Source organism: Sphingomonas degradans (assembly GCF_053502645.1).
Genome location: NZ_CP177172.1, coordinates 33,736 through 59,346, shown reverse-complemented (window position 1 = coordinate 59,346; position 25,611 = coordinate 33,736). Strand labels below are relative to the sequence as shown.

29 protein-coding genes are annotated in these 25,611 nt (G+C 67.4%); 9 read left to right on the top strand and 20 right to left on the bottom strand.

The annotated features are described in order from the left end of the window. Nucleotides 1-79: 79 nt before the first annotated feature. The 10 genes from ACG3SL_RS00280 to ACG3SL_RS00235 form a co-directional block, all read right to left on the bottom strand. Nucleotides 80-439 (bottom strand): HesB/IscA family protein, encoded by a 360-nt coding sequence (locus ACG3SL_RS00280; RefSeq protein WP_448663151.1) that lies wholly within the window; start codon nt 437-439, stop codon nt 80-82. A gap of 138 nt (nt 440-577) precedes the next feature. Next, nucleotides 578-1,045, bottom strand: coding sequence for an SUF system Fe-S cluster assembly protein (locus ACG3SL_RS00275; protein ID WP_448663150.1), 468 nt, complete (start codon nt 1,043-1,045; stop codon nt 578-580). Continuing rightward, complete coding sequence (locus tag ACG3SL_RS00270; protein WP_448665199.1) at nt 1,042-2,220, bottom strand: cysteine desulfurase; 1,179 nt, start codon at nt 2,218-2,220, stop codon at nt 1,042-1,044. The genes ACG3SL_RS00275 and ACG3SL_RS00270 overlap by 4 nt, the downstream gene beginning before the upstream one ends. A gap of 167 nt (nt 2,221-2,387) precedes the next feature. Further along, the gene (locus ACG3SL_RS00265; RefSeq protein WP_448663149.1) at nt 2,388-3,470 is read right to left on the bottom strand and encodes a SufD family Fe-S cluster assembly protein; all 1,083 of its coding nucleotides are present in this window, start codon (nt 3,468-3,470) and stop codon (nt 2,388-2,390) included. A gap of 157 nt (nt 3,471-3,627) precedes the next feature. Then, complete coding sequence (sufC, locus tag ACG3SL_RS00260; RefSeq protein WP_448663148.1) at nt 3,628-4,368, bottom strand: Fe-S cluster assembly ATPase SufC; 741 nt, start codon at nt 4,366-4,368, stop codon at nt 3,628-3,630. Next, nucleotides 4,368-4,670, bottom strand: a complete 303-nt coding sequence (locus ACG3SL_RS00255; protein ID WP_448663147.1) for a hypothetical protein — start codon at nt 4,668-4,670, stop codon at nt 4,368-4,370. Before ACG3SL_RS00255 ends, sufC begins: the two co-directional genes overlap by 1 nt. Next, a complete protein-coding gene (locus ACG3SL_RS00250) occupies nt 4,670-5,107 on the bottom strand; it encodes a hypothetical protein (protein ID WP_448663146.1) in 438 nt (145 codons plus the stop codon). The genes ACG3SL_RS00255 and ACG3SL_RS00250 overlap by 1 nt, the downstream gene beginning before the upstream one ends. Next, the gene (sufB, locus tag ACG3SL_RS00245; RefSeq protein WP_448663145.1) at nt 5,104-6,567 is read right to left on the bottom strand and encodes a Fe-S cluster assembly protein SufB; all 1,464 of its coding nucleotides are present in this window, start codon (nt 6,565-6,567) and stop codon (nt 5,104-5,106) included. Before sufB ends, ACG3SL_RS00250 begins: the two co-directional genes overlap by 4 nt. Continuing rightward, nucleotides 6,567-6,977 (bottom strand): SUF system Fe-S cluster assembly regulator, encoded by a 411-nt coding sequence (locus ACG3SL_RS00240; RefSeq protein WP_448663144.1) that lies wholly within the window; start codon nt 6,975-6,977, stop codon nt 6,567-6,569. The genes sufB and ACG3SL_RS00240 overlap by 1 nt, the downstream gene beginning before the upstream one ends. Nucleotides 6,978-7,017: 40 nt before the next feature. Beyond that, the gene (locus tag ACG3SL_RS00235) at nt 7,018-7,890 is read right to left on the bottom strand and encodes a helix-turn-helix domain-containing protein (RefSeq protein ID WP_448663143.1); all 873 of its coding nucleotides are present in this window, start codon (nt 7,888-7,890) and stop codon (nt 7,018-7,020) included. A gap of 307 nt (nt 7,891-8,197) precedes the next feature. Between ACG3SL_RS00235 and ACG3SL_RS00230 the strand changes: the two genes are divergently transcribed. Beyond that, the gene (locus ACG3SL_RS00230; RefSeq protein WP_448663142.1) at nt 8,198-9,196 is read left to right on the top strand and encodes a quinone-dependent dihydroorotate dehydrogenase; all 999 of its coding nucleotides are present in this window, start codon (nt 8,198-8,200) and stop codon (nt 9,194-9,196) included. A gap of 39 nt (nt 9,197-9,235) precedes the next feature. Here ACG3SL_RS00230 and ACG3SL_RS00225 read toward each other — a convergent pair whose 3' ends face one another. Beyond that, nucleotides 9,236-10,330: a DUF2332 domain-containing protein gene (locus ACG3SL_RS00225; RefSeq protein ID WP_448663141.1), complete on the bottom strand. Its 1,095-nt coding sequence runs from the start codon at nt 10,328-10,330 to the stop codon at nt 9,236-9,238. 67 nt (nt 10,331-10,397) lie between these two features. Here ACG3SL_RS00225 and hisG point away from each other — a divergent pair, with 67 nt between their 5' ends. The 5 genes from hisG (at nt 10,398) to ACG3SL_RS00200 (ending at nt 16,117) form a co-directional block, all read left to right on the top strand. Further along, nucleotides 10,398-11,048: an ATP phosphoribosyltransferase gene (gene hisG / locus ACG3SL_RS00220; RefSeq protein ID WP_448663140.1), complete on the top strand. Its 651-nt coding sequence runs from the start codon at nt 10,398-10,400 to the stop codon at nt 11,046-11,048. Nucleotides 11,049-11,196: 148 nt separating this feature from the next. Further along, nucleotides 11,197-12,501 carry a histidinol dehydrogenase gene (hisD, locus tag ACG3SL_RS00215; RefSeq protein ID WP_448663139.1) on the top strand — a complete coding sequence of 435 codons (1,305 nt, stop codon included), beginning with the start codon at nt 11,197-11,199 and terminating at the stop codon, nt 12,499-12,501. Between the two features lie 4 nt (nt 12,502-12,505). Further along, entirely contained in the window at nt 12,506-12,967 is a 462-nt protein-coding gene (gene nusB, locus ACG3SL_RS00210; protein WP_448663138.1) for a transcription antitermination factor NusB, read from the top strand. Then, nucleotides 12,964-13,818, top strand: a complete 855-nt coding sequence (gene thiL, locus ACG3SL_RS00205; protein WP_448665198.1) for a thiamine-phosphate kinase — start codon at nt 12,964-12,966, stop codon at nt 13,816-13,818. The genes nusB and thiL overlap by 4 nt, the downstream gene beginning before the upstream one ends. A 106-nt stretch (nt 13,819-13,924) precedes the next feature. Beyond that, entirely contained in the window at nt 13,925-16,117 is a 2,193-nt protein-coding gene (locus ACG3SL_RS00200; RefSeq protein ID WP_448663137.1) for a sodium-translocating pyrophosphatase, read from the top strand. A gap of 90 nt (nt 16,118-16,207) precedes the next feature. Here the strand turns inward: ACG3SL_RS00200 and xth are convergent, their stop codons facing one another. Further along, the gene (gene xth / locus ACG3SL_RS00195) at nt 16,208-16,984 is read right to left on the bottom strand and encodes an exodeoxyribonuclease III (protein ID WP_448663136.1); all 777 of its coding nucleotides are present in this window, start codon (nt 16,982-16,984) and stop codon (nt 16,208-16,210) included. Further along, a complete protein-coding gene (locus ACG3SL_RS00190; protein WP_448663135.1) occupies nt 16,965-18,110 on the bottom strand; it encodes a GNAT family N-acetyltransferase in 1,146 nt (381 codons plus the stop codon). The genes xth and ACG3SL_RS00190 overlap by 20 nt, the downstream gene beginning before the upstream one ends. Before the next feature lie 73 nt (nt 18,111-18,183). Between ACG3SL_RS00190 and ACG3SL_RS00185 the strand changes: the two genes are divergently transcribed. Together ACG3SL_RS00185 and ACG3SL_RS00180 are read left to right on the top strand one after the other, a co-directional pair. Beyond that, nucleotides 18,184-18,642 (top strand): DUF2721 domain-containing protein, encoded by a 459-nt coding sequence (locus ACG3SL_RS00185; protein ID WP_448663134.1) that lies wholly within the window; start codon nt 18,184-18,186, stop codon nt 18,640-18,642. After that, nucleotides 18,639-19,034, top strand: coding sequence for a DUF4345 domain-containing protein (locus ACG3SL_RS00180; RefSeq protein WP_448663133.1), 396 nt, complete (start codon nt 18,639-18,641; stop codon nt 19,032-19,034). Before ACG3SL_RS00185 ends, ACG3SL_RS00180 begins: the two co-directional genes overlap by 4 nt. Here ACG3SL_RS00180 and ACG3SL_RS00175 read toward each other — a convergent pair. The 5 genes from ACG3SL_RS00175 to ACG3SL_RS00155 all read right to left on the bottom strand — a co-directional run bounded on the left by ACG3SL_RS00175 (nt 19,027) and on the right by ACG3SL_RS00155 (nt 22,661). Further along, nucleotides 19,027-20,634 carry an amidase gene (locus tag ACG3SL_RS00175; protein ID WP_448663132.1) on the bottom strand — a complete coding sequence of 536 codons (1,608 nt, stop codon included), beginning with the start codon at nt 20,632-20,634 and terminating at the stop codon, nt 19,027-19,029. The genes ACG3SL_RS00180 and ACG3SL_RS00175 overlap by 8 nt on opposite strands. A 94-nt stretch (nt 20,635-20,728) precedes the next feature. Next, nucleotides 20,729-21,784, bottom strand: coding sequence for a ribonucleotide-diphosphate reductase subunit beta (locus tag ACG3SL_RS00170; protein ID WP_448663131.1), 1,056 nt, complete (start codon nt 21,782-21,784; stop codon nt 20,729-20,731). 18 nt (nt 21,785-21,802) lie between these two features. After that, entirely contained in the window at nt 21,803-22,117 is a 315-nt protein-coding gene (locus ACG3SL_RS00165) for a hypothetical protein (RefSeq protein WP_448663130.1), read from the bottom strand. Next, nucleotides 22,114-22,335, bottom strand: a complete 222-nt coding sequence (locus ACG3SL_RS00160) for a hypothetical protein (RefSeq protein ID WP_448663129.1) — start codon at nt 22,333-22,335, stop codon at nt 22,114-22,116. The genes ACG3SL_RS00165 and ACG3SL_RS00160 overlap by 4 nt, the downstream gene beginning before the upstream one ends. After that, the gene (locus ACG3SL_RS00155; RefSeq protein ID WP_448663128.1) at nt 22,332-22,661 is read right to left on the bottom strand and encodes a hypothetical protein; all 330 of its coding nucleotides are present in this window, start codon (nt 22,659-22,661) and stop codon (nt 22,332-22,334) included. The genes ACG3SL_RS00160 and ACG3SL_RS00155 overlap by 4 nt, the downstream gene beginning before the upstream one ends. Before the next feature lie 143 nt (nt 22,662-22,804). On the opposite strand from ACG3SL_RS00155, the gene ACG3SL_RS00150 reads away from it, so the two are divergent. Continuing rightward, entirely contained in the window at nt 22,805-23,074 is a 270-nt protein-coding gene (locus ACG3SL_RS00150; protein ID WP_448663127.1) for a DUF2171 domain-containing protein, read from the top strand. Nucleotides 23,075-23,199: 125 nt separating this feature from the next. Here the strand turns inward: ACG3SL_RS00150 and ACG3SL_RS00145 are convergent, their stop codons facing one another. Both ACG3SL_RS00145 and ACG3SL_RS00140 read right to left on the bottom strand, forming a co-directional pair. After that, nucleotides 23,200-23,547: an endonuclease domain-containing protein gene (locus ACG3SL_RS00145; RefSeq protein WP_448663126.1), complete on the bottom strand. Its 348-nt coding sequence runs from the start codon at nt 23,545-23,547 to the stop codon at nt 23,200-23,202. 127 nt (nt 23,548-23,674) lie between these two features. After that, nucleotides 23,675-25,609, bottom strand: a complete 1,935-nt coding sequence (locus tag ACG3SL_RS00140; protein WP_448663125.1) for a ribonucleoside-diphosphate reductase subunit alpha — start codon at nt 25,607-25,609, stop codon at nt 23,675-23,677. Nucleotides 25,610-25,611: the final 2 nt, after the last annotated feature.

Below are 25,611 nucleotides of genomic sequence, written 5' to 3'. Positions count from 1 at the left end.
CGCGCCCGCAAGGCTGCGAAGCGCGATCCGGAAGCGGCCAAGAAATTGGGCGCACGCCGCAAAGGCGCGGCGCGGGGGGTCAGACGGTGAAACTCTCGCCGCAGCCGCACGATCCCTTGGCATTGGGATTCTGGAAAGTGAAGCCGGCGGTAAAATCGTCCTCCACCCAGTCCATCGTCGATCCGATCAGGTACAGCACCGATGCGCCATCGACGAAGAAGGTGCCGCCCGGCGTCTCGATCCGCTCGTCGAACGGCTTGGCCTCGGCGACATAATCGACCGAATAGGCCAGCCCCGAACAGCCACGCCGGGGAGTCGACAGCTTGACCCCCACCGTGCCCTCGGGCGCCTTGGCCATCAGATCGGCGATGCGCGCCTCCGCACGCTTCGTCAGCGTCAGCGCGGCGGGGCGAGTGCGGGAGGTGGTCGCGGTGGTCATCGTCTATTCCTGCCTGCTTCCCCTCCCGCGTGCGGGAGAGGACCGAAGGGTGGGCGCCCGCTGTCCGCGAGCGCTTCGGATATTGGGTGCCGGGGGCCCGGCCCCAACCCCCTCCCGCACGCAGGAGGGGGCCGGACGTCACAGCATCCCCAGTTCCAGCTTGGCTTCGTCGCTCATCTTCTGCGGGTCCCAGGGCGGGTCCCAGATCAGGTTGACGTCCGCCGTCGAAATCCCCGGCACCGCACTGACGCGCAGTTCGACTTCGCCCGGCATCGATTCCGCAACCGGGCAGTGCGGCGTGGTGAGCGTCATCGTCACCGCCGCATGGCCGTTCGCGGTCACTTCGACGCCATAGATCAGCCCCAGGTCATAGATGTTGACCGGGATTTCGGGGTCATAGATTTCCTTGAGCGCGTCGACCACTGCCTCGTACAGCGCGCCGCCGGGCTCGCCCGCCGGGTGCGCCTCGGGCTTTTGCGCCAGGAAGCCCGACAGATAGTCGCGCTTGCGCTCGGCCGGGCCCTCGACCGCATCGTCCACGCGCGCCTTGGGCGGCGGCGCGACGGCGTCGACTTCCTCGATCGCAATCCTGCGTTCCTCGTTCATCCGAAGATCCTCGTCACTCGCTGTATTCCTTCGACCAGCGCGGCGATGTCGCCTGCGCCGTTATACACTCCGAAGCTCGCCCGCGCCGTGGCCGGCACGCCCAGCAGGTCCATCAGCGGCTGTGCGCAGTGATGGCCCGCGCGGATCGCGACATTGGCTTCGTCCAGGATCGTGGCGACGTCGTGCGGGTGCACGCCCTCCACCGCGAAGCTGACAATGCCCGCGCTGTCCTCCGGTCCGAACAATCGCACGCTATTGATATGGGATAGCGCCTCGCGCGCGCTGCGAACGAGTGCGGTTTCGTGCGCATGGATGCGATCCAGCCCCAGCCCCTCGACATAGTCGATCGCGGCATGGAGCCCCAGCACGCCGACGATATGCGGCGTCCCCGCCTCGAACCGGCCCGGCGCGGGGGCATAAGTCGTCTTTTCGAACGTCACCCGATCGATCATCGATCCGCCCCCCTGCCACGGCGGCATCGCGTCGAGCAGGTCGTGGCGGCCCCACAGCACGCCGATCCCCGTCGGGCCATAGAGCTTGTGCCCGGAGAAGACGTAGAAGTCGCAGCCGATCGCCGCCACATCGACCGGCAGCCGCGCCACTGCCTGGCACCCGTCGATCAGGATCTTGGCACCGACGGCATGCGCGAGTTCGGTCGCCCGGCGCGCGTCGAGCACCGATCCCAGCACGTTGGAGACATGCGCCAGCGCCACCAGCTTGTGCGCCGGCGTCAGCATCGCCGCCATCGCGTCCAGGTCGATCCGGTGATCGGCAGTCAGCGGCACGACGTCGATCGCCGCGCCCACGCGCTCGGCCACCATCTGCCACGGCACGATGTTGGAATGATGCTCCAGCGCCGACAACAGGATGCGGTCGCCCGCCTTGAGCTGCGTCGCGGCCCAGCTGTGCGCGACCAGGTTGATCCCCTCGGTCGCGCCGCGCACGAACACGACTTCCTCGGGCCTGCCGCCAATGAACGCCGCCACGCGCGCCCGCGCGGCCTCGAACGCCAGCGTCATGTCGGCCGAGCGCTGATAGACGCCGCGATGGACGGTGGCATAGGTCTCGGCATAGCCGCGCGTGATCGCATCGATCACCGCACGCGGCTTCTGCGACGTCGCGGCGGTATCCAGATAGGCCCAGCCGGCGGGGATCGCGGGGAAGTCCGCCAGCACGTCGAGGGGGGTGGTGCCCAGATCCTCCCCGGAACGGGGAGGGGGACCATCCGCAGGATGGTGGAGGGGGCTCTCCACAGAGGAAACCGCCTGTGGCGCTCCCCCTCCACCACGCTCTTCGAGCGCGGTCCCCCTCCCCGTTCCGGGGAGGATCTTCGTGGCATCGGTCATGCCGCACCCTCCAGCCAGGCATCCGCCGCGTCCTCGAACGCCACGCGCACCGACTCTTCACCGATCCGCGCCATCGCGTCGGCCACGAACGCGCGCGTCAGCAGCGCCTTGGCGCGACTTTCCTCGACGCCCCGGCTCTGGAGGTAGAACAGCGCCATCCGGTCCAGCTCGCCCACGGTGGCGCCGTGCGCGCACTTCACGTCGTCGGCAAAGATTTCCAGCTCGGGCTTCAGGTTCACCGTCGCCCCGCGATCGAGCAACAGCCCGCGCAGCGATTGCTCGCCGTCGGTCTGCTGCGCCGCCTGCGCCACTTCGACCCGCGCCGCGAGACTGGCAACCGAGCGATCGGCGGCGACCGCGCGCCACAGCTGGCGCGACGTGCCCTCGACCGCTTCGTGCCGCACCGTCACGGCGGCTTCCTGCTTCTGCGTGCCGCGCGTCAGCAGCGCGCCGCCCATCTCGGCGAACGCGCCCTTGCCGGTCAGCGTCAGCGCGCCGTCGATGCGGCTGCCCATCCCGCCGGCGCCCAGGAACACCGACACCAGGCTCGCCGCCTCGGCAATCTCGGCCTCGTCGCGGATCGACACGAAGCCGGTGTCCTGCACCAGCCGGACCGACCGCATCAGCCGCGCGCCGCGCGCCAGATGGATCTGCGTCAGCCGGTTCGCCCAGCCGCTGCCCGCATAGGTTTCGACCAGCGACGCCACCGCATCCTCGCCCAGCGCCAGCCGCGCGGGCACATGGCTCTCGCCGCCCGAACCCAGATGCACCACCTGGATGCACGTCGCCGCCGCCTCGGCATCCAGCCGCAGCGCCCAGCCCTCGCCTTCGGCGAACTGGCCCAGCGGATGATCGGTCGCCGATGCCTGGCGCATCACCTGCATCGGGCCGGGCACGCTATGCGCCGGCTCGAACCGGCCGTCGACGAAGCACAGGCGCGGCCCTTCGATGTCGAGGAACAGCGACGCGGGAGCGATCCCGCTCGCCTGCACGGGGCTCTCCGCCGCCGCGCGCAACGCCGCCATGTCGGCCCAGCGCCAGTCCTCCTGCTTCGGGGAGGGAAGATCGAGCAAAGGCATCAAATCCTCCCCGTTTCGGGGAGGGGGACCATGCGCAGCATGGTGGAGGGGGCGTGCCCCAAACCGACTTGCCCGTGGCGAGCCCCCTCCACCAAGCCGCTACGCGCCTTGGTCCCCCTCCCCGTTCCGGGGAGGATTTGGATTGATGGTGCCGCCCTCACGCCGCCACCCCATAGCCTTCGCGCTCCAGCTGGAGCGCGAGTTCGGGCCCGCCGGTGCGGGTGATGCGACCGGCTTCCAGCACATGGACGAAATCGGGCTGCACATAATCGAGCAGCCGCTGGTAATGCGTGATCAGGATCACGGCCTTGTCCGGCGCGCGCATGATGCGGTTGATGCCTTCGCCCACGGCCTTCAGCGCGTCGATGTCGAGCCCGCTGTCGGTCTCGTCCAGGATCGCCAGCTTGGGGCCGATGATGCCCATCTGGACCATTTCGTTGCGCTTCTTCTCGCCGCCCGAAAAGCCCACGTTCACCGGGCGCTTGAGCATGTCCATGTCCATGCCCAGCGCATCGGCCTGCGCCCGCGCCAGCTTCAGGAACTCGCCACCCGACAGCGGCGCCTCGTCCCGGTTGCGGCGCTGCGCGTTCAGTGCCTCGCGCAGGAACTGGACGTTGGAGATGCCCGGAATCTCGACCGGATACTGGAATCCCAGGAACAGCCCCGCTGCCGCGCGTTCGTGCGGCGCCAGTTCCAGCAGGTCCTGTCCGTCGAACGTCACGCTGCCGCCGGTGGCCGCATAGCCCGGCCGCCCGCCCAGCACATAGCCGAGCGTCGATTTGCCCGCGCCGTTCGGCCCCATGATCGCATGGACTTCGCCCGCGTTGACGCGGAGCGAGAGGCCCTTGAGGATTTCCTTGCCGTCGATTTCGGCGCGCAGAGTGTCGATCGTAAGCATTAGTTCGCGTCTTCCGTTGCGGCAGCCGTCCGGCCCCGCGCATAAAGGAGCATCGCGTCATGGACGCACGCCGATACCGCGTCGTGCCCGCGCGGCCCTTGGTTGAAACACTGCACCGTCGTCTCGCACGCCTTGCGATCGAACGCCGCGTCGCCGCTGGTGCGGTTGATCCCGCACCCGGTCGCGCGCTTGCCCTTGGTCTTCAGGCTGACCTGAAGCCGCAGCAACTGGCCCGAAACGACGATCTCATCCGCGGCAGGCGATTCCTGCGGCACCGCCGCTGCGAGGAGCAGCGCCAGCATCATAGCGGCACCGTAAGCAGGCGCACCGATGTCAGCGGCTCGGGCGCGTTGTAAGCATCGACCCGACCGCCGTCGGGCAATTCCCAGATGACCTTGTATTGCTTGGGGCTGACGATCGCGGCGACGACGTCCTTCTCGACTGCGTCGAGCGTCCGCTCCATCCGCTTCCACCAACCGGCGCTGACCGGGCGGTCGCCCAGCTTGATGCGGCCCTGCGTATAGTCGCCGTCGATATAGGCGCGGCAGTCCGTCACCGATTTGGCGATCAGCGCCGTACGCGCCGCCTCGTCGGCAGGGGCCACGCCGATGCGGCGGACGATGCAGCGGGCGTGGCGCGTGGCGATGCCGATCTGCGGCACGTTGTTCACTTCCACGCCGCCGCTGACGACCAGGTCCTGCATCGCCAATGCGCCCAGAGCGAGTGCGAAAACCATCATCCGACCGAACCCTCCAGTGAAATACCCAGCAGCTTCTGCGCCTCGACCGCGAACTCCATCGGCAGCTGCTGGAGCACTTCCTTGGCAAAGCCGTTGACGATCAGCGCGACCGCCGCTTCCTGGTCGAGCCCGCGCTGCATCGCGTAGAACATCTGGTCCTCGCTGATCTTGCTGGTCGTCGCCTCATGCTCGATCTGCGCGCTGGGGTTCTTCACTTCGATGTACGGCACCGTGTGCGCGCCGCACTGGTCGCCCAGCAACAGGCTGTCGCACTGGGTGAAGTTGCGGACATTCTCCGCCCCCGGCTGGACCAGCACGCGCCCGCGATAGGTGTTGCTGGATCGGCCCGCGCTGATCCCCTTCGACACGATGGTCGACCGGGTATTCTTGCCCAGATGCAGCATCTTGGTGCCGGTATCGGCCTGCTGGCGCCCGTTGGTGACTGCCACCGAATAGAATTCGCCGACCGACCCGTCTCCCTGGAGGATGCAGCTGGGATATTTCCAGGTGATCGCGCTCCCGGTTTCCACCTGCGTCCAGCTCACCTTGGAATTGGTGCCTGCGCACAGCGCGCGCTTGGTCACGAAGTTGAAGATGCCGCCCACCCCGTTCTCGTCGCCCGGATACCAGTTCTGGACGGTCGAATATTTGATCTCGGCATCGTCCAGCGCGACCAGTTCGACCACGGCGGCGTGCAACTGGTTCTCGTCGCGCATCGGCGCGGTGCAGCCTTCGAGGTACGAGACATAGGCACCCTTGTCGGCGACGATCAGCGTGCGTTCGAACTGGCCGGTATTCTCGGCATTGATCCGGAAATAGGTGCTCAGCTCCATCGGGCAGCGCACCCCTTCGGGGATGTACACGAAGGTGCCGTCCGAAAAGACCGCGCTGTTCAGCGCCGAATAGAAATTGTCGCGCACCGGCACGACCTTGCCCAGCCATTTGCGGACCAGATCGGGATATTCGCGCACCGCCTCGCTTATCGACAGGAAGATGACCCCCGCCGCCTTCAGCTCCTCGCGGAACGTGGTCGCCACCGAAACGCTGTCGAACACTGCGTCGACCGCGATCTTGCGCGCGCCCTCGACGCCGGCGAGCATCTTCTGCTCCTCGATCGGGATGCCCAGCTTTTCGTACGTGCGCCGGATCTCGGGATCGAGCTCGTCCAGCGACGCGATCGTCTTTTTCTGCTTGGGCTCGGCGTAGTAATAGGCGTCCTGATAATCGATGTGCGGGATCGCCAGCTTGGCCCATTCGGGCAGCGTCATTTCCTGCCACATGCGGAACGCCTTCAGCCGCCAGTCGAGCATCCATTCGGGCTCGCCCTTCTTGGCGGAGATATAGCGCACGGTGTCCTCGCTCAGCCCCTTGGGCGCGAACTCCTGTTCGACGTCCGAGGCGAAGCCCCATTCATATTTCTTGTTGGCGGCCGCTAGCGCCTCGGCATTCTTGGTGGCCATCAGGCACTCCTGCTCAAACTGGCGAGGCTGACCCCCGCGAGCGCGCCCTTTACGGCGCCGTTGACTGCGTTCCAATGCGGACGGACGCGGCATTGCCCCTCGACCGCACAATCATGCTTGCCGGTATCGACGCATGCGGTAAGCGCGATCGGCCCCTCGATCGCCTCGACGATGTCGGCGATCGAAATGGCAGCCGGGGGCCGCGCCAGCCGAAAGCCCCCGCCGGTGCCGCGCGCGCTTTCCAGCAGCCCGGCGGCCGACAGACGGCTGACCAGCTTCTGCACGGTCGGCAACGGCAGCCGGGTTTCCTCGGCCAGCGACGTCGCGTTCAGCCGGCACGACCCGCCGCAATGGCGCGCGGCGGCGGCCATCATCACTACGGCATAGTCGGCAAGGCTGGAGAGACGCATGGTTCCAATCGGATGATTCTAATCCGATTGGCAGATGGGCTCACTTGGCCCTTCGGTCAACCACCTCTTCGGGAATAACGTCCGGCAGGAAATGGAACGTCTCGTTGTCCAGCCGTGCGGCCAGCAGCGGATCGATCCCGCCGCGGATCGTGCGCGGGGTGTGGCCGGTGAAGTGCTTGATCTCGTTGATCATGTGCGACTGGTCGGCAAAGGGGCCGACGACGTCGCGCAGCGGCACGCCGCGATACAGCTGCATCGCCGCGCGAATCGCGCGGAACTTGCGCTTGAGGTGCATCGGCGCGCCGCCGAAATATTCGCGGCACAGCCGCTGCACCTGGCGCTCGCCCAGCCCGCTCGCCTCACGGATCGCATCGTACAGCGATTCGAGCGTCGCATCCTCGACCACGGCCCATTCGCGCACCGCGCGCAGGAACGGCAGATGCGCCTTGGGCACCGGCTTCACTTCATGCTGGCGCATCTTCAGCAGCGGCTCGATCGCGGCGATCATGTCCTCGATCCGCGTCATCGCGCGCAGCCGCTCGAGCAGCAGCGGCGCCTGTTCGCAGAACAGCTTCTCGCCATCGATGATGTGATCGGTCACCTTGTGCGCCGGCACGCCGATCAGCGCCTTCCACCCGATCGCGCGCAGCGACACGCCGAAACATTGCAGCGGGCCATGCGCCCAATAGCTGGCGGCCGCCGTGCCGGGGCCGTTGACCATGATCGGCCGGATCGGCTCGACATGCCCGTCGGGGAAGGTCATCTCCCCCTCGCCGCGCAGAATGAACCGCAGCTGCCCCATGTCGACGCGCTCGATCCCTTCGACATAGGGCGCGTCGTAATTGTACAAATAATAGGATTCGACGTGCGGCAGCAACGATCCCGTCGCCCGCCGGAATTCGATCGACGGCACCACCGGCTTTATAGCCGAATCCGCGCGCGGCCGAAACGCCTTGACTGTGCTTATGCCCGACATAACCCGAACTGAGTCCCCTGCTCTCATGTCCGATTTCGCAACACTGCGTACACGGTTCGGCGGAATGACGCAAAAAAATGGCCCGACCGGTTTCCCGGTCGGGCCAAGTGAAAGGGTTCCCCCCGTTTGAAAGCGGAACCCCTCGGGTCGCAGCTTTGCTCTACGCGCTTCATTGCCCGGCGTATTGGATAATTTCGACATTCGCTGCTTTGACGCAATCGCGAGAGGGTGCGAAAGCGCCGAAATGCCGAATTTGCTACAAACCGCCCTGTTTTCGCTCGACGCAGAGCGCGCCCACCGCGCCGCAATCCTGGCCCTGCGCGGCTGGAATGCGATCGGCGCACCCTTTGCGACACATGCGATCCCATCCAAAGCGGACGCGAAAAATGCCGTCCGCGTGGCCGGCGTGGATTTTCCCAATCGGATCGGCCTTGCCGCCGGGCTCGACAAGGATGCCGAGGCAATACTCGGCCTGTTCGGCCTCGGCTTCGGCGCGGTGGAGGTCGGCACGCTGACGCCGCGCGCCCAGCCGGGCAACCCCCGGCCGCGCCTGTTCCGGCTGATTGAGGACCGTGCGATCATCAATCGCATGGGGTTCAACAACCACGGCATCGACGCCGCACTCGCCCGCATCGCCCGGCTGCCGCGCCGCCCCGGCGTGCTCGGCATCAATGTCGGCGCCAACAAGGAGTCGGACGATCGCGTCGCCGACTATGCGCTGGGCGTGGGCAAGGCCGCGCCGCATGCCGATTACATCACGATCAACGTCAGCTCGCCCAACACGCCGGGCCTGCGCGATTTGCAGTCGCGCCCCGCGCTCGACGAACTGCTCGCCGCCTGCGACGCGGCGCGCGGGTCCACGCCGCTGTTCCTCAAGGTCGCCCCCGATCTCGACCGCGCGGGACTGGAGGGCGCGATCCGCGCGGCGATCGACAACCGCATCGACGCGCTGATCGTGTCGAACACCACGATCTCGCGCCCCGATACGCTGCGCTCGTCCCATGCGGGCGAGGCGGGCGGCCTGTCCGGCGCTCCGCTGAGCCTGCTGGCCCGCGCCAAGCTGGCCGAGGCGGTTTCGGCCAGTGGCGGCCAGTTGCCGATCGTATCGGTCGGCGGGATCGACAGCGGCGACGAGGCGAAGCGGCGCATCGACGCGGGCGCCGCGCTGGTCCAGGTCTATAGCGCGCTGGTCTATCGCGGCCCCGCGCTGGTCCGCGAAATCGCCCGCGCGCTGGCGGATTAACGCGCGGGAACAGGGCGGGCTGGCGCCTATTAGGCGACTCTAGGGAGCGGGCGCGACCGCGCGCATGACATAGGGGGTGGTGGCATAGGGTGGCGGCAGCGCCTCCACCCAGGCGCCGTGCGCGTGCGTCAGCGCGACGAGCTGCATCCCCGCATCGCCGGGCCACCCCTGCACCCGCACTTCATGACGGGCGAGATCGCGGTTCGGCTCCATCATCACCCAGCCCAGCGGCCGCTCCGGCGTCGCCCGCGCGCCCGTCGCACGCATCGCCGCGACGATCCGCTGCTGCGTGTCCTGCGGCAGATACTGCCACACCACCGAGTGCATCAGCATGCGCGTCACCCCGTCCGCCTGCGGCTCGGCCAGTCGCCGTTCGACCCAGTCGGCGGCGTCGCCCCTCTCAAGCGCCACGCCCTGCGCCCGGATCATCGCAATCGCAGTCGTCAGCCGCGCCTGCCGCTCGACATTCTCCGCCCAGCAATAGGCCTGGAGCCGCTCGGCATCGCGGTCGCCGGTAAGGTCGAGCGGCTGGATGTCGACGCCGCGCGCCGACACGATCTCCACCGGCGCATCGGGCGGCGGGGCCCCGCGCCATTCGGGCGCGATGCGCATCGGCGACTCGAGCGGCCCAACGCCGACGCCACCCAGGTCGAATCGATACCGGCCCAGCATCAGGTTCAGCCCCGCGCTCGATCCGATCTCCAGCACCTCCACGCGCGGCCCGAAGCGCGCCGCAAGGTGCAGGATGCCGGTCATCAACCCGGCCGATCGTCCCGCCTCGTTCGTCTGGGGCGGGCCGTACAGCCAGGGCAGCAGCGCCAGGTCATAGGCGATCAGCACGCCCCGCAGCACCGCGGCAATCCGCGCCGGATCGGTCTCAACCCCGGTGAATATCGGGGCCAGCGGCGCGACGCCGCGCCGGTGGAGGGCATGGAGCCCGCCGATCAGCCGCAGCACCAGCGCATCCGCCACCGGCTCGCCCGGCCAGTCGAGCACGCGCCGCCCCGTCTCGCTTTCGCGGGTTAGTGCATCCCCCAGCGCCGCGGCGATGCGCGCGGTGACCGGCGCGCCCATCGCCTCGCAATAGCCCGCCTGGACGCCGAAGCTCGCCCGGTTCGCCTGCTCGTCTGCCACTGCGCGTCCTCCGTATCCGGACGCGAGTTGCGCCCGGGGGCGGCTGGAAGTAAAGCCCCGCGCTCCAATGCAAGAACCGCTCATCCTTGCCGTGCCGAAGGGCCGGATCCTCGACGAGGCGCTGCCGCTGCTCGCGCGTGTCGGAATCGTGCCCGAACCGGCCTTTTCGGACGAACGCAGCCGCGCGCTGCGCTTCAAGACCGACAATCCGGCGATCGACCTGATCCGCGTCCGCGCGTTCGACGTCGCCACCTTTGTCGCGCATGGCGCGGCGCAGCTGGGCATCGTCGGGTCCGACGTGCTGGCCGAATTCGACTATTCGGAGCTGTACGCCCCCGTCGATCTGGGCATCGGCCATTGCCGCATCTCGGTCGCCGAGCCCGCAGACCTTGCCGCCGGCGACGATCCGCGCGGCTGGAGCCATGTCCGCGTCGCCACCAAATACCCGCACATCACCCGCGCCCATTTCGAGGCGCGCGGGGTGCAGGCCGAGTGCGTCAAGCTGAACGGCGCGATGGAGCTGGCGCCCGTGCTGGGGCTGGCGCCGCGCATCGTCGACCTGGTCTCTTCGGGCAAGACGCTCAAGGAAAACGGGCTGGTCGAAGTGGAAGTCATCGCCGAAGTCACTTCGCGCCTCGTGGTAAACCGCGCCGCGTTCAAGATGCGCGCCGCGCAGGTCGTGCCGCTGGTCGATGCGTTCCGAAAGGCTGTCGCATGATGAAGGATCTGCGCGCGCAGTGCATCGCTCCCCTCCCGCTGGCGGGAGGGGCTGGGGGAGGGAGCGACGTGGCGGTTTCATCCGCAACGGAGCCGCATGCCGCCCCCACGCACCCTCCCCTAACCCCTCCCGCAAGCGGGAGGGGAATGTGATTCGTCTCGACAGTAGCGCGCCCGACTTCGCCGACGCCTTCACCACGTTGGTCAACGCGCGGCGCGAGGCGGACGAGGATGTCGCGCGCAACGTCACCCACATCATCCGCCGCGTGCGGGATGAGGGCGATTCCGCGATCCACGACCTGACCCGGTTGTTCGACAAGCATGACCTGGACGCATCGGGCTGGCGCATCGACCGCGCCGATTGCCTGGCGGCATGGGAAGGGCTGACGCCCGAACTGCGCGACGCGCTGGAACTCGCGGCGGAGCGTATCGCAGTCTATCACGCCAAGCAGCGCCCGCAGGACAGCGACAGCGTCGACGCGCAGGGCATTCGCCTGGGCGCGCGCTGGACCCCGGTGGATGCCGCCGGCGTCTATGTCCCCGGCGGGCGCGCGGCATATCCCTCTTCGGTGCTGATGAACGCGATCCCCGCCAAGGCGGCGGGCGTGGGCCGGCTGGTGATGGTGACGCCGACGCCGAACGGCGCGATCAATCCGCTGGTGCTGGCCGCCGCGCACGTCGCGGGCGTCGATGAAATCTGGCGCATCGGCGGGGCACAGGCGGTCGCCGCGCTCGCCTATGGCACCGATCGCATCGCACCCGTCGATGTCGTAACCGGCCCCGGCAACGCCTGGGTCGCGGAAGCCAAGCGCCAGCTGTACGGCGTGGTGGGCATCGACATGGTCGCCGGTCCTTCGGAAATCGTCGTCGTCGCGGATGGCGCGAACGATCCGCACTGGATCGCCGCCGACCTGCTCAGCCAGGCCGAGCATGACCCGACCAGCCAGTCGATCCTGTTCACCGACGATGCGGCGTTCGCCGATGCCGTCGCCGTGGCAGTAGACGCACAGATCGCCCAGCTCGCGACCGGCGAGACCGCGCGGACGAGCTGGGACGCGAACGGCGCGATCATCCTGGTCCCTACCCTCAGCGACGCGATCCCGCTGGTCGACCGGCTGGCGCCCGAGCATCTCGAACTGGCCTGCGACGATGCCGAGGCATTGTTCGCGCAGGTCCGCCACGCCGGCTCGGTCTTCCTCGGCCGCTACACGCCCGAGGCGATCGGCGATTATGTCGCGGGCCCCAACCACGTCCTGCCCACGGGCCGCCGCGCGCGCTTTGCGTCGGGGCTGTCGGTGCTCGATTTCATGAAGCGCACCAGCTTCCTCGCGCTCGATGCGCAGGGCCTCGCCGCGATCGGCCCCGCCGCCGTCGCGCTTGCCGAGGCCGAGGGACTGCCCGCGCACGCCCGTTCGGTAGCCATCCGGCTGCCCCAAGATCCAATAGAAGAGTAAGACCATGTCCAGTCCCAAGGCCCGCACGCGTTCCCAGGCCCGCGCCGCCGCGCGGCTCGCCGCCGTGCAGGCGCTGTACCAGCAGGAGATGGAGGGCACGAAGCTCATCACCCTCCTCCACGAATTCCACCAGCACCGGCTGGGCGCTACGATCGACGATGTCGAATATGCCGAGGCCGACCTGGCGTTCTTCGACGATGTGGTGAAGGGGGTCGATGCCCGCCGCGACGAGATCGACGCGCTGATTTCCAGCAAGCTTGCCGCCGACTGGACGCTGGACCGGCTCGACAAGCCGATGCGCCAGATCCTGCGCGCCGGCACCTATGAACTGCTCGCCCGCGCCGATGTGCCGGTAGGCGCGGTCATCAGCGAATATCTGGACGTGACCGACGCCTTTTACGACCGCCGCGAAAAGGGCTTCGTCAACGGGCTGCTCGACGGGATCGCCAAGGAGGTCCGGGCCTGACCGAGGCGGAGTTCATCGCCGCGCTGCGGGGGCTTCCGCTCCACGCCGGCGCCGCCGGACTGCTCGACGATGCCGCCGTGCTAGAATTCGGCGGCGAAGCGCTGGTCCTGACCCACGACATGATTGCCGAGGGCGTGCATTACCGCGCCGATACCGATCCGGCGGACATTGCGTGGAAACTGGTGGCGGTGAACCTGTCCGACCTGGCGGCCAAGGGCGCGGAACCCGTGGGCGTGCTGATCGGCGCAAGCCTGATCGGGGGCAGCGCACGGTTCATCGTCGGGCTGCACGAGGTTCTGGAAACCTATGGCGTGCCGTTGCTGGGCGGCGACACCATCGCGCCGCAGGGCCTGGCGAGCTTTGGCTGCACCGCGATCGGGCGCGCGACGACCCGCCCCGTGCCGGCCCGCACCGGCGCTCGTCCCGGCGACGCCCTGTACGTGACGGGCACCATCGGCGAGGCAATGCTCGGCTTCCGCGCCGGCAATGGGCCCGCCTATCTGCGCCCCAAGCCCCGCCTGGGCGAGGGCCGCGCGCTGGCGCCGCTGGTCCATGCAATGATGGACGTGTCCGACGGCCTGCTGCTCGACGCCGCGCGCATGGCGCAGGCGAGCGGCTGCACCGCCGCGATCGACATGATGGCGATCCCCTTCGCCCCCACGCTCGCGGCCGAGGATCTGCTCGACGCCGCCCGCTGGGGCGACGACTACGAACTGCTGTTCGCCGCCCCCGCCGACGCGGTGCTGCCGGTCGAGGCAACCCGCATCGGCACGATGCTCCCGGCGGGCGATGCGCCCCTGCTGATCGACGGCAATGCCGTGCCCGGCAAGCTCGGCTACGAGCACGGCTGAGGCGCTTGCGCTCCCCCTTGGCGCGCCTATACCTTTCAAGGTGAGAGCATGATCCGGCGCCAGACCGGCCAGATGCCCGCAAGTTCTAGGGGAAGGACAAGAGCAGATGACGATCGTTTATCTCGCCATAGTCTGCGGCCTGATCGCCGTGGCCTATGGGTTCCTGACAAGTCAGCAGGTGCTGCGCGCGCCCGCCGGCAATGAAAAGATGCGCGACATCGCCGCCGCCATTCAGGAAGGCGCGAAGGCGTATCTGGGGCGCCAGTATCTCACCATCGCCGTGGTCGGCGTGATCGTGGCCGTGGTGCTGTTCGCAGCACTTGGCCCGCTGTCGACGCTGGGCTTCGTCATCGGCGCCGTGCTGTCGGGCGTGGCCGGGTTCGTCGGCATGAACATCTCGGTCCGCGCCAATGTGCGTACCGCAGAGGCGGCGCGTACCTCGCTGCAGGGCGGGCTGACGCTCGCCTTCCGTTCGGGCGCGATCACGGGGATGCTGGTCGCCGGGCTGGGGCTGCTCTCGATCGCGGTGCTCTTCTGGTATCTGGTGGCGCAGGCGGGCCATGCCCCCAACAGCCGCCCGGTCGTCGAGACGCTGACCGCGCTGGCGTTCGGCGCCTCGCTCATTTCGATCTTCGCCCGGCTGGGCGGCGGCATCTTCACCAAGGCCGCCGATGTCGGCGCCGATCTGGTCGGCAAGGTCGAGGCGGGCATTCCCGAGGACGATCCCCGCAACCCCGCCGTGATCGCCGATAATGTCGGCGACAATGTCGGCGACTGCGCCGGCATGGCCGCCGACCTGTTCGAAACCTATGTCGTCACGATCGGCCTGACGATGGTGTCGATCGCGCTGCTGGTAAAGGGGCTGCCCGACGCGCTGCTGCTCAACCTGATGGCGCTGCCGCTGATCGTCGGCGGGGTGTGCATCCTCACCTCGATCCTGGGCACCTATATGGTCCGGCTGGGCAAGAGCCAGTCGATCATGGGCGCGCTGTACAAGGGGCTGTGGACGACGGTGATCCTGTCGATCCCGGCGATCTATTTCGTGACGCAGGCAGCGGTGGGCGACATGCACGCCCCCATCGGCGGCATCGGCCTGGGCGCGGACCCGGCGGCGTTCCTCGACGGCGCGCCCGTGCCGATCACGCAGGAAGCGGCGATCGGCCTTGCCACCACCCCCGAATTCACCGGGATGAGTCTGTTCTGGTGCATGATGATCGGGCTGGCCGTCACCGGGCTGCTGGTGTGGATCACCGAATATTACACCGGCACCAATTATCGCCCGGTCAAGTCGATCGCCAAGGCATCGGTGACCGGCCATGGCACCAACGTCATCCAGGGGCTGGCGATCAGCCTGGAATCGACTGCGCTGCCGACGCTGGTGATCGTGGTCGCGGTGATCGCGTCGTACCAGATCGCGGGCATCATCGGCGTGGCGTTCGCGGCAACCTCGCTGCTCGCGCTGGCGGGGATGGTGGTCGCACTCGACGCCTATGGTCCCGTCACCGACAATGCCGGCGGCATCGCCGAAATGGCGGGCCTGCCCGATGACGTGCGCCACCGCACCGACGCGCTCGATGCCGTCGGCAACACGACCAAGGCGGTGACCAAGGGCTATGCCATCGGCTCCGCCGCGCTGGCCGCGCTGGTGCTGTTCGGCGCCTATACGACCGACCTCAAGGAGTTCTTCCCCAAGGTGCTGGTCGATTTCTCGCTGAGCAATCCGTACGTCATCGTCGGGCTGCTGCTCGGCGCGCTGCTGCCCTATCTGTTCGGCGCATTCGGCATGACCGCCGTGGGCCGCGCGGCGGGATCGGTGGTGGAGGACGTCCGCGCCCAGTTCCGCGACGATCCCGGCATCATGGCGGGCACCAGCCGGCCCAATTATGCCCGCACGGTCGACATCGTCACCAAGGCGGCGATCAAGGAGATGATCGTCCCCTCGCTGTTGCCGGTGCTGAGCCCCGTGGCCGTGTATTTCATCATCACCGCCGTCGCCGGCCAGGGACAGGGCTTTGCCGCGGTCGGCGCGATGCTGCTCGGCGTCATCGTCTCCGGGCTGTTCGTGGCGATTTCGATGACCAGCGGCGGCGGCGCATGGGACAATGCCAAGAAGTACATCGAGGACGGCAATTACGGCGGCAAGGGATCGGACGCGCACAAGGCGGCGGTCACCGGCGACACCGTGGGCGATCCGTACAAGGACACCGCCGGCCCGGCGGTCAATCCGATGATCAAGATCACCAACATCGTCGCGCTGCTGCTGCTCGCCGCACTGGCGGGCGGCCACGTAGTCGGCTGATAGCCGTTCCCCCGCGAACGCGGGGGTCCAGAGCCCAAGGCACATCGCTTGACGGCTCTGGGCTCCTGCGTTCGCAGGAGAACAGGGTCGTTATCCCGCGTCCAGCGTCACCCAAACCGGCGCATGGTCGCTGGACTTTTCCCAGCTGCGCACCTCCCGATCGACCTCCGCCGCGCGGAGCCGCATGGCGGCGGGGGCGTTGAGCAGAAGATGGTCGATGCGCAGCCCCGCATTGCGCGCATAGGCGTTCCGGAAATAGTCCCAGAAGGTATAGAGCGTCTCGTCCGGGTGGCACGTGCGCAGCGCGTCGGTCCACCCCTGCCCCACAAGCCGCGCGAACGCCGCGCGCACCTCGGGCGCGAACAGTGCGTCGTCGGTCCAGCGCTCGGGCTTGTACACGTCGCGCTCGGTCGGCATCACGTTGAAATCGCCCGCGAGCACCACCGGCGCCTCCATCGCGACCAGCGTCTCCGCATGCGCGATCAGCCGATCGAACCAGCGCAGCTTATAGTCGAACTTCGGCCCCGGACGCGGATTGCCGTTGGGCAGGTATAGCCCGGCGACCAGCACGCCGTTAACCGCCGCTTCGATATAGCGGTTCTGCGTATCCTCCGGCTCACCCGGCAACCCGCGCCGCGTCTCCACCGGATCGCATCCGCGCGCGAGGATCGCCACGCCGTTCCAGCTTTTTTGCCCGTGCCAGATCGCGCCATAGCCGGCGTCGCGGATCGCCTGTTCCGGGAATTTCCCGTCGGGCGCCTTAAGCTCCTGCAGGCACACCACGTCGGGCGCGCATTGCTCCAGCCAGCGCAGCAGCACCGGCAGCCGCCCGTTGACCCCGTTGACGTTATAGGTCGCTATCTTCACTCGGCGGCAGCGCTTGGGACGGCGCCGGGGTTCCCTGCGCATGGCCGCTGCGGCGCCACACGCCGCGCAGCATCCGCGCGCTCAGTGCCGATACGCCGGGCCGCACGAACAGCCAGTCGCGGATCGCCGGCCCCCGCTTCGCCCCGATCACCTGCTTGTACCCGCCATCGCCCGCGCCCCAATCGACCAGTCCCATGCCGTCGTCGATCGCGCGTACCAGATTGCGGTAATAGAGCAGCTTGCCCGGCGAATGCTTGGCGAACGCCGGATCATAGCTGTTGGCGATCGCGTATTTCAGCGCGCCTGCATTGAGGTCGAACGAAAAGGCCGCCGGCGCGCCGTCGATCCGCAGTACCGCCGCCCACGCCATCCCCGCCAGCACCGGGTCCTCCGCCGCCGCGCGCCAGAAGGCGCCGTGGCCGGTGGTGGTGAACTTCGCGTCCGATCCATCGGTGCGCGCCGCGATCCAGCTTTTCTCTTCGACCGCCGCCAGCGCATCGAACGCCGCCGCGTCCCACGCCGCGCCGGTCACGAAATCCCAGTCGAGCGCGCCATGCGCCGCCAGGTGCTTTTCGTGGAACCGGTTCTTGCGCAGCGTCGAGTTGCGCGGCCACGTCCCCTCGGCGCGCAGCGCGTCCATGTCGAGCAGATAGGAATCGGCGACAAAGCGGTCGAGCACCGCCCAGCCCCGCGCCCGCGCCGCCGCCTTCAGCAGCTCCAGCCCCGGATCGCCGTCATAGACCGGCCCGACGCGCAGCGCCCGCACCGATCGCGCGAGCATCGGCAACAGCGCATCCACCGCCTCGACGCCCGCATCCTCGGCCACCGGAAAGCTGCGGAACGGCCAATAGCATCCCGGCACCGATGCCAGCCCCAGCCATGCCGGCCCCGTCGCGACGATCGGCAGCGCCGCGACCGGCGCGCCATCGCGCGTCACGCTGATCGTGCGCGCCGCGCCACCATAGGCCTGGAGCGCCGCCGCGTACCAGCCATAGCGCAGGAAACGATGCGACGGCGCCGCGCGCTCGGCCACGCGATCGATCGCCCCGGCCAGTCCGTCCACCCCTTCCACCGTCATCGCGGGCGGCAGGCGCGTGAAATCGTCGAGCGGCATCGGCTTGGTCATGAACCCTTCGCTACACCAAAGCGGTTACCAACCCGTTTGACGCCCGCCCCCGGACGCCTGCATAAGGAACACAATGGGTCCCTATCTCTCCACCGTATCCGACACGATCCAGAGCGCGATCGCCCCGGTCTTCCTGCTGGCAGGTATCGGCGCAATCCTGAACGTGATGGTCGGACGTCTCGCCCGCATCGTCGATCGCGCGCGCGGGCTGGAGCAATTGCATCCGCGCTCGACCGGGCCGGAGCATGATCGCCATGTCTGGGAACTGCGGCTGATCGACCGGCGCATCTCGGTGATCAACACCGCGATTTTCCTGTGCGTGTCGAGCGCGCTGGCGATCTGTTTCGTCGTGGCGCTGATGTTCGTCTCGCGGCTGTTCGCGCTGCATGTCGGCGCGGTGGTGGCGGTGGCGTTCGTCGTGTCGATGACGCTGCTGATGGCGGGGCTGATCTATTTCCTCATCGAAGTCCGGATGTCGCTCGGCGCGATCCATGTCCGCGAGGAATTGCTGGAGCTGGACCGCCAGAAATGACTCCGCACGCCGAGAAGCGTGCCCTGCAGGCGGCGATGGTCGTCGTTTTGCTGGTGCCGCTGGGCGGCGCGGCGATGGGCATCGCGCAGGGGCCCGCATGGCTCGATCGCGGCGCGGCGGGCGTCGATCTCGACAGCCATTTCCGCTACCTCTCCGGGCTGTTGCTGGCGATGTCGGCGCTGTTCCTCAGCTGTGTGCCGGGCATCGAGCGCAAGGGCGCGCGGATGCGGTTGATCGCGGTGCTGCCCGTCGTCGGCGGACTGGCGCGGCTGTTGTCGCTGCTCGTCGCGGGCGTACCGGGCACGGCCCATCTTGCTGCGCTGGGCATCGAAATCGGCGTCGTCCCGATGCTCGTGCTGTGGCAGGCGCGCGTCGCCCGGCGGCTCAGTTAAGCCGGCGCGGCCCCAGATCGGCGGGGGCGCTGGGCAGATAGCGCGGCGCCACCCGCGCCTTGCTCGCCTGTTCATAGGCATAGCCCGCATTCAGCAGCAGCCCGTCGGCATAGGCCGTGCCGATGAACGAAAGCCCCGCCGGCAGCCCCTCGACCAGCCCCATCGGTACGGTCAGGTGCGGATAGCCCGACACGGCGGGAAGCTCGCTGGCCGAAGGGCCGGTGAACTGGTCGCCATGCGCCGGATCGCTCAGCCACGGCGTGCCATAGGTAGGCGTCACCAGCAGCCGGACATCGCCCGCCTTGAGCATCGCGTCGATCCCCTCCGCCCCCGCCAGCCGCAGCGAGGTGGCGCGCGCGGCGAGATAGTCAGGGTCGGCCAGCCCCTTGGTCGCCGCTGCCTTCAGGAAGGTTTCCTGGCCGAAGAACGGCATTTCGGCATCCTTGTGCGCGGCGTTGAACGCGATCACATCCGCCAGCGTCCGGGTGCGCACCGTGGCGGGGGTGGTCGCCAGATAGGCGTCCAGATCGGCCTTCAGCTCGGTGTGGAGAACGAGGCTCTCGGCCTCGCCCAGCCCCTTGAGCTCGGGCAGCTTGACCTCGACCAGCACCGCGCCCGCCGCGCGCAGGACATCCAGCGCCTTGTCGAACGCCGCGCCCAGCGACTCCTCCATCTCGGGCCGCCAATAGCCGATCCGCAGCCCCTTCAGCGCCGTGGCCGACAGCCCGGCGGCATAGTCGCGGCGATACGTGTCGGCACGCTTCGTGGCAGCGTCGGCGGGATCAGCGCCGATCATTGCGGAGAACAGCACCGCCACGTCCTTCACCGTCCGGCCCATCGGCCCCGGCGTGTCCTGGCTATGGCTGATCGGCACGACATGCGTGCGGCTGACCAGCCCCAGCGTCGGCTTCAGCCCCGCCAGCCCGTTCATTGCCGCCGGGCACACCACCGATCCGTCGGTCTCGGTCCCCACTGCCACCGCCGCGAGGCTGGCCGCAACCGCCGCACCCGACCCGCTCGACGATCCGCAGGCCGAACGATCCAGCGCATAGGGATTGCGCACCAGCCCGCCGACCGCGCTCCACCCGCTCATCGAACTGCTCGACCGGATATTGGCCCATTCGCTGAGATTGGTCTTGCCCAGGATCACCGCCCCCTGCGCGCGGAGCAGCGCCACCACGGGCGCATCGCGCCGCGTGTCGTTCGCCGCCAGCGCCAGGCTGCCCGCCGTGGTCGGCAGTTCGCGCGTCTCGATATTGTCCTTGATGAGCACCGGGATGCCGTCCATCGGCCCCAGCAGCTTGCCCGCCTTGCGCCGCGCGTCGCTCGCGGCCGCCTGTGCCATCGCATCGGGGCTGATCGCGATGACGGACCGGAGCGTCGGCCCGTGGCGGTCGAGCATCGCGATCCGCGCAATATAGGTGTCGGTCAGCCGCGCGCTGGTCCAGCTGCCGGACGCGAGCATCGCGCGGAGGTCGTCGATCGACTTTTCCTCGACCGCGGCCAGCGAGGTCGGCATTTCCCGGACTATGATGTCCTGCGCGTGGGCGGGCATCACCGCCACGCCCGCCACCAGTGCCACTGCCCAGAATGCCCGCATGCTACCCTCCGCCGCTGTCACGCAGAGGCTATGCCAGGCGCGGCACGGACGCCAGCAGGATAAGGGGGGCGGAAAACACCGCCCCCCTTGCCGCTTATTCCGCCGCGATTCCCGCCTTGGAGAACATGTCGCCCTCCGCACTGGGGTCTTCGTTCGCCGCCGGGCTGCTCTTGGCCTTTTGCCGCTTGTCGAAGCTGTCCCACACATCGTTCCACTGGCCGCGCGTCGCCGCCTTCGAATATTCGGTCGCGCGCGTTTCGAAGAAGTTGGCGTGCTCCACCCCGTTGAGCAGCGGCGCGAGCCACGGCAGCGGGTGTTCCTCGATCATGTAGATCGGCTTCAGCCCCAGCTGCCCCAGCCGCCAGTCGGCGATGAAGCGGACATATTTCTTGATGTCCTTGGGCGTCATGCCGTTCACCGGGCCCATTTCGAACACCAGGTCGATGAACGCATCCTCGATACGCACGGTCTTCTGGCACATGTCCAGAATGTCGTCGCGCACGCTCGGCGTCATGCAGTTCCGTTCCTTGCAGAAGGTGTGGAACAGCTTGATGATGCCTTCGCAGTGCAGGCTCTCGTCGCGGATCGACCAGGTGACGATCTGGCCCATGCCCTTCATCTTGTTGAAGCGCGGGAAGTTCATCAGCATCGCGAACGACGCGAACAGCTGCAGCCCCTCGGTAAAGCCGCCGAACATCGCCAGCGTCTTGGCAATATCCTCGTCGGTATCGACGCCGAAGGTCGCCAGATAGTCGTGCTTGTCCTTCATCTCCTTGTACTGGAGGAAGGCGCTGTATTCGGTCTCGGGCATGCCGATCGTGTCGAGCAGGTGGCTGTACGCCGCGATGTGCACCGTCTCCATGTTGGAGAAGGCGGTGAGCATCATCTTGATCTCGGTCGGCTTGAACACGCGGCCGTATTTCTCGTGGTAGCAATCCTGCACTTCCACATCGGCCTGGGTGAAGAAGCGGAAGATCTGGGTGAGCAGGTTGCGCTCGTGATCCGACAGCTTCTGCGCCCAGTCGCGGCAATCCTCGCCCAAGGGCACTTCCTCGGGCAGCCAGTGCACCTGCTGCTGGCGCTTCCAATATTCATAGGCCCAGGGATATTCGAAGGGCTTGTAGGTTTTGCGGGCTTCGAGAAGCGACATGGGGTTACTCCGACTGAATTACTTTGAGGGATAGACGAGGCCGCGGGAGCGGCGGCGCGCGTCCCACAAGCCAAAAGAGAGCGCAGCGATTGCGATCACAGGCAGAAACCAGAACCAGCCAAATAAGAGATATTCCTGCCATCTGCCGCCACGCAGCAGCGCGGGGCTATGGTACAGCTCCGTGAAGAGGCACCCTCGCCCGCGGCAATGCAGGCCATATTGATCTGGCCAATTCAATTGATGGGACAGCCAAGCGCCCACAAAGATATATACGACCGTTGCGACGATGAGCGCCAAGGTTGGCTTCCAGCCAAACATCTGGAAAAACCTCACGCCACCCCTCCCGCACTCGCGAACACGAGCGCGAAGCCGGTGAGGAACAGGCCGAGCGCGACCAGCATCATGCCGGCAATCCGCAGTGCGTAAATCGCCGCCTCGCTCGCCTCCATGCGCAGCAGCCCGCGCGCCGCCGAGGGGCGGAGGAGGACGATCAGTCCTGCCGTGCCCGAAGCGATGCCGAGGCCGGCCATCAAGGCGATGCTGCGCGTCATTCGTGGTCGATCACGCGGCCCGGCCGCTCGCGGATGATCCGCTCGCGATAGATCACCTTGCGGCTACCGCCATGCGCGCCTACCCCTAAGAACACCACGCCGATGAAATAGCCGAAATCATACCAGCCGCCATTGTTCGGCACGGCATAGACGGCGACGTCGGGCATGAAGAGCGACAGCACCCACGCCACCGGAAAGATGAACCCATGCCACAGCCCGGCCACGAAACCGGGCGCGGCGGGTGCAACCGTGCTCGACACCTGCGTCGCGCAGGCGCCCAGCAGCGCGAGCGCGGACAGGCCAAGGGTAAGGCGGAACGTCTTCATGGCTGCTTCCCATCCGAGCGTATGATTGAGGCGCGGCGTCCGTGCGCCATACGTAAAGCGCGCATCCGGCGAATGCCCGATCCCGGGCACCGTTTCGGCTTCGTATGCGTTACGCATCCCGAACCCACCAAAGGAGAACCCCCATGGGCCACGAAAGCAACATCCGCGAGCATATGGAAGTCATCGGCGCCGACGGCGTCCATGTCGGCACCGTCGACCATGTCCAGCATCACCGCATCAAGCTGACCAAGAAGGACAGCGGCGCGCAGATCGCCGGTGCCGAGGGCAGCCATGCCGGCCACCACCACTACATCCCGCTCGGCCTCGTCGCCGCAGTCGAAGGCGAAAAGGTCCGCCTGAGCGCCAATGCCGACGTGGCAGTGACGTTCGAGGAAGAAGAAGCCGAGGGCTGAACGCGCTTGTCCCTCTCCCGACGGGAGAGGGACAGCTGCTCCCACTCTCCCTCTCCCCTTGTGGGAGAGGGAAGGGGCCCGCCGCCGCAGGCGGTGGGAAGGGTGAGGGGGCTGTGGCAAAGAGATCACGATCCGGCCTGCTCCATCTCACGCGCGATCGTTGCGATTACCCCGTCCAGGTTGGTCATCACGTCGTTGTTCCAAAAGCGCAGCACGCGATAGCCTTCCGTATTCAGAAACTTCGTACGGACCGCATCCTGATCGCGCCGCTCCACGTGCGTCGCGTCATCAACCTCGATAATCAGCTTTGCGCCGTGCGCGCAGAAATCGGCGTGATAGGGCCCCATCGGCACCTGCCTGCGAAATCTCGCATCGGGCAATGCTCCACGTAGCGCCGCCCACAATGCGCGCTCCGCAGGGCCGGCATCGCGCCGCAGCGTGCGCGAGCGAGCAACCGCGGCGGAAGGAAGCAATTGGCGCTTCGTCAGCCCCTCGGCATTCCCCCTCACCCTTCCCACGCGCTCCGCGCGCGGGCCCCTTCCCTCTCCCACAAGGGGAGAGGGAGAGTCTGGCCGATCTCGATCGCCTAGCGCCGCCACCTCACTGACACGCCAGGCATTCGTCGTAATCGGTCGTCTCGCCGAGGTCGAACTTCGGCTTTTCGATCGTGTTGTCGGCTTCCACCCCGCCGGCGAAGCCCGCGCGCTGGACGCTCTTCGAGCGGAGGTAATAGAGCGACTTCACGCCCAGTTCCCACGCGCGGAAGTGGAGCATCAGCAGGTCCCACTTCTCGACATCGGCCGGGATGAACAGGTTCAGCGACTGCGCCTGGTCGATATAGGGCGCGCGGTCGCCGGCCAGTTCCAGGATCCAGCGCTGGTCGATCTCGAAGCTGGTCTTGTAGCAGTCCTTTTCCTCCTGGGTCAGGAAGTCGAGGTGCTGGACCGAGCCGCCCTGTTCCAGGATCGAATTCCACACCGCGTCGGAATTCTTGCTCTTATCGATCAGCAGCTTCTCCAGATACGGATTGCGGATCGAGAAGCTGCCCGACAGCGTCTTGTGGGTATAGACGTTGCCCGGCACCGGCTCGATGCACGCGCTGGTGCCGCCGCAGATGATGCTGATCGACGCGGTCGGCGCGATCGCCATCTTGCAGCTGAACCGCTCCATCACGCCCATGTCGGCGGCGTCGGGGCACGGGCCCCGCTCGACCGCGAGCGCCATCGATGCCTGGTCGACCTGCGCCTTGACGTGCTTGAAGATGCGCAGGTTCCAGCTCTTGGCCATCGCGCCTTCGAACGCCAGCCCGCGCGCCTGGAGGAAGCTGTGGAAGCCCATCACGCCCAGGCCCACCGAACGCTCGCGGCTGGCCGAATAGGCGGCCTTTTCCATGCCCGGCTCGGCGCGCTCGATAAAGTCCTGGAGGACATTGTCGAGGAACCGCATCACGTCCTCGATAAAGCCCTTTTCGTCCTTCCACTGGTCCCACGTCTCGATGTTGAGCGACGAGAGGCAGCACACGGCGGTGCGATCCTTGCCCAGATGGTCCATGCCAGTCGGCAGGGTGATTTCCGAGCACAGGTTCGACGTCGAGACCTTGAGCCCCAGGTCGCGGTGATGCTTGGGCATCGTCTTGTTCACATGATCGCTGAACACGATGTACGGCTCGCCGGTCGCGAGGCGCGTCTCGACCAGCTTCTGGAACAGCGCGCGCGCGTCCACCTTGCCGCGCTCCGACCCGTCCTTGGGGCTGCGCAGCGTCCATTCGGCGCCGTCGCGCAGCGCTTCCATGAACGCATCGGGGATCAGCACGCCATGGTGCAGGTTCAGCGCCTTGCGGTTGAAATCGCCCGACGGCTTGCGGATCTCCAGGAACTCCTCGATCTCGGGGTGCGAGATGTCGAGATAGCAGGCTGCCGAACCGCGCCGCAGCGACCCTTGCGAAATCGCCAGTGTCAGGCTGTCCATCACGCGGACGAACGGGATGATCCCGCTGGTCTTGCCGTTCAGGCCCACGGGCTCGCCGATGCCGCGGACATTGCCCCAATAGGTGCCGATGCCGCCGCCGCGCGACGCCAGCCACACATTCTCGTTCCAGGTATCGACGATGCCGTTGAGGCTGTCCGGCACCGAATTGAGGAAGCACGAAATCGGCAGCCCGCGCCCGGTGCCGCCGTTCGACAGCACCGGCGTTGCCGGCATGAACCACAGCTTCGAGATATAGTCGTACAGCCGCTGCGCGTGGCCGGCATCGTCGGCATAGGCAGAGGCCACGCGGACGAACAGGTCCTGATACTTCTCGCCCGGCAGGAGATAGCGGTCCTTGAGCGTTTCCTTGCCGAAATCGGTGAGCAGCGCATCGCGGCTATGATCGATCTCGACCGGATAGAGGCGCGGCGTGATGCTGTGCGAATCGCGTTCCTTGCGCGGCTTTGCAGCCGCCTTGGCGATGGCGTCGCTCGCGGCCTTCACGGCGGCGGTGGCGGCTTCGGTGACGGTCTCGTTCACGCTGTTCTCGGTGTCCCTGAATTCCATGA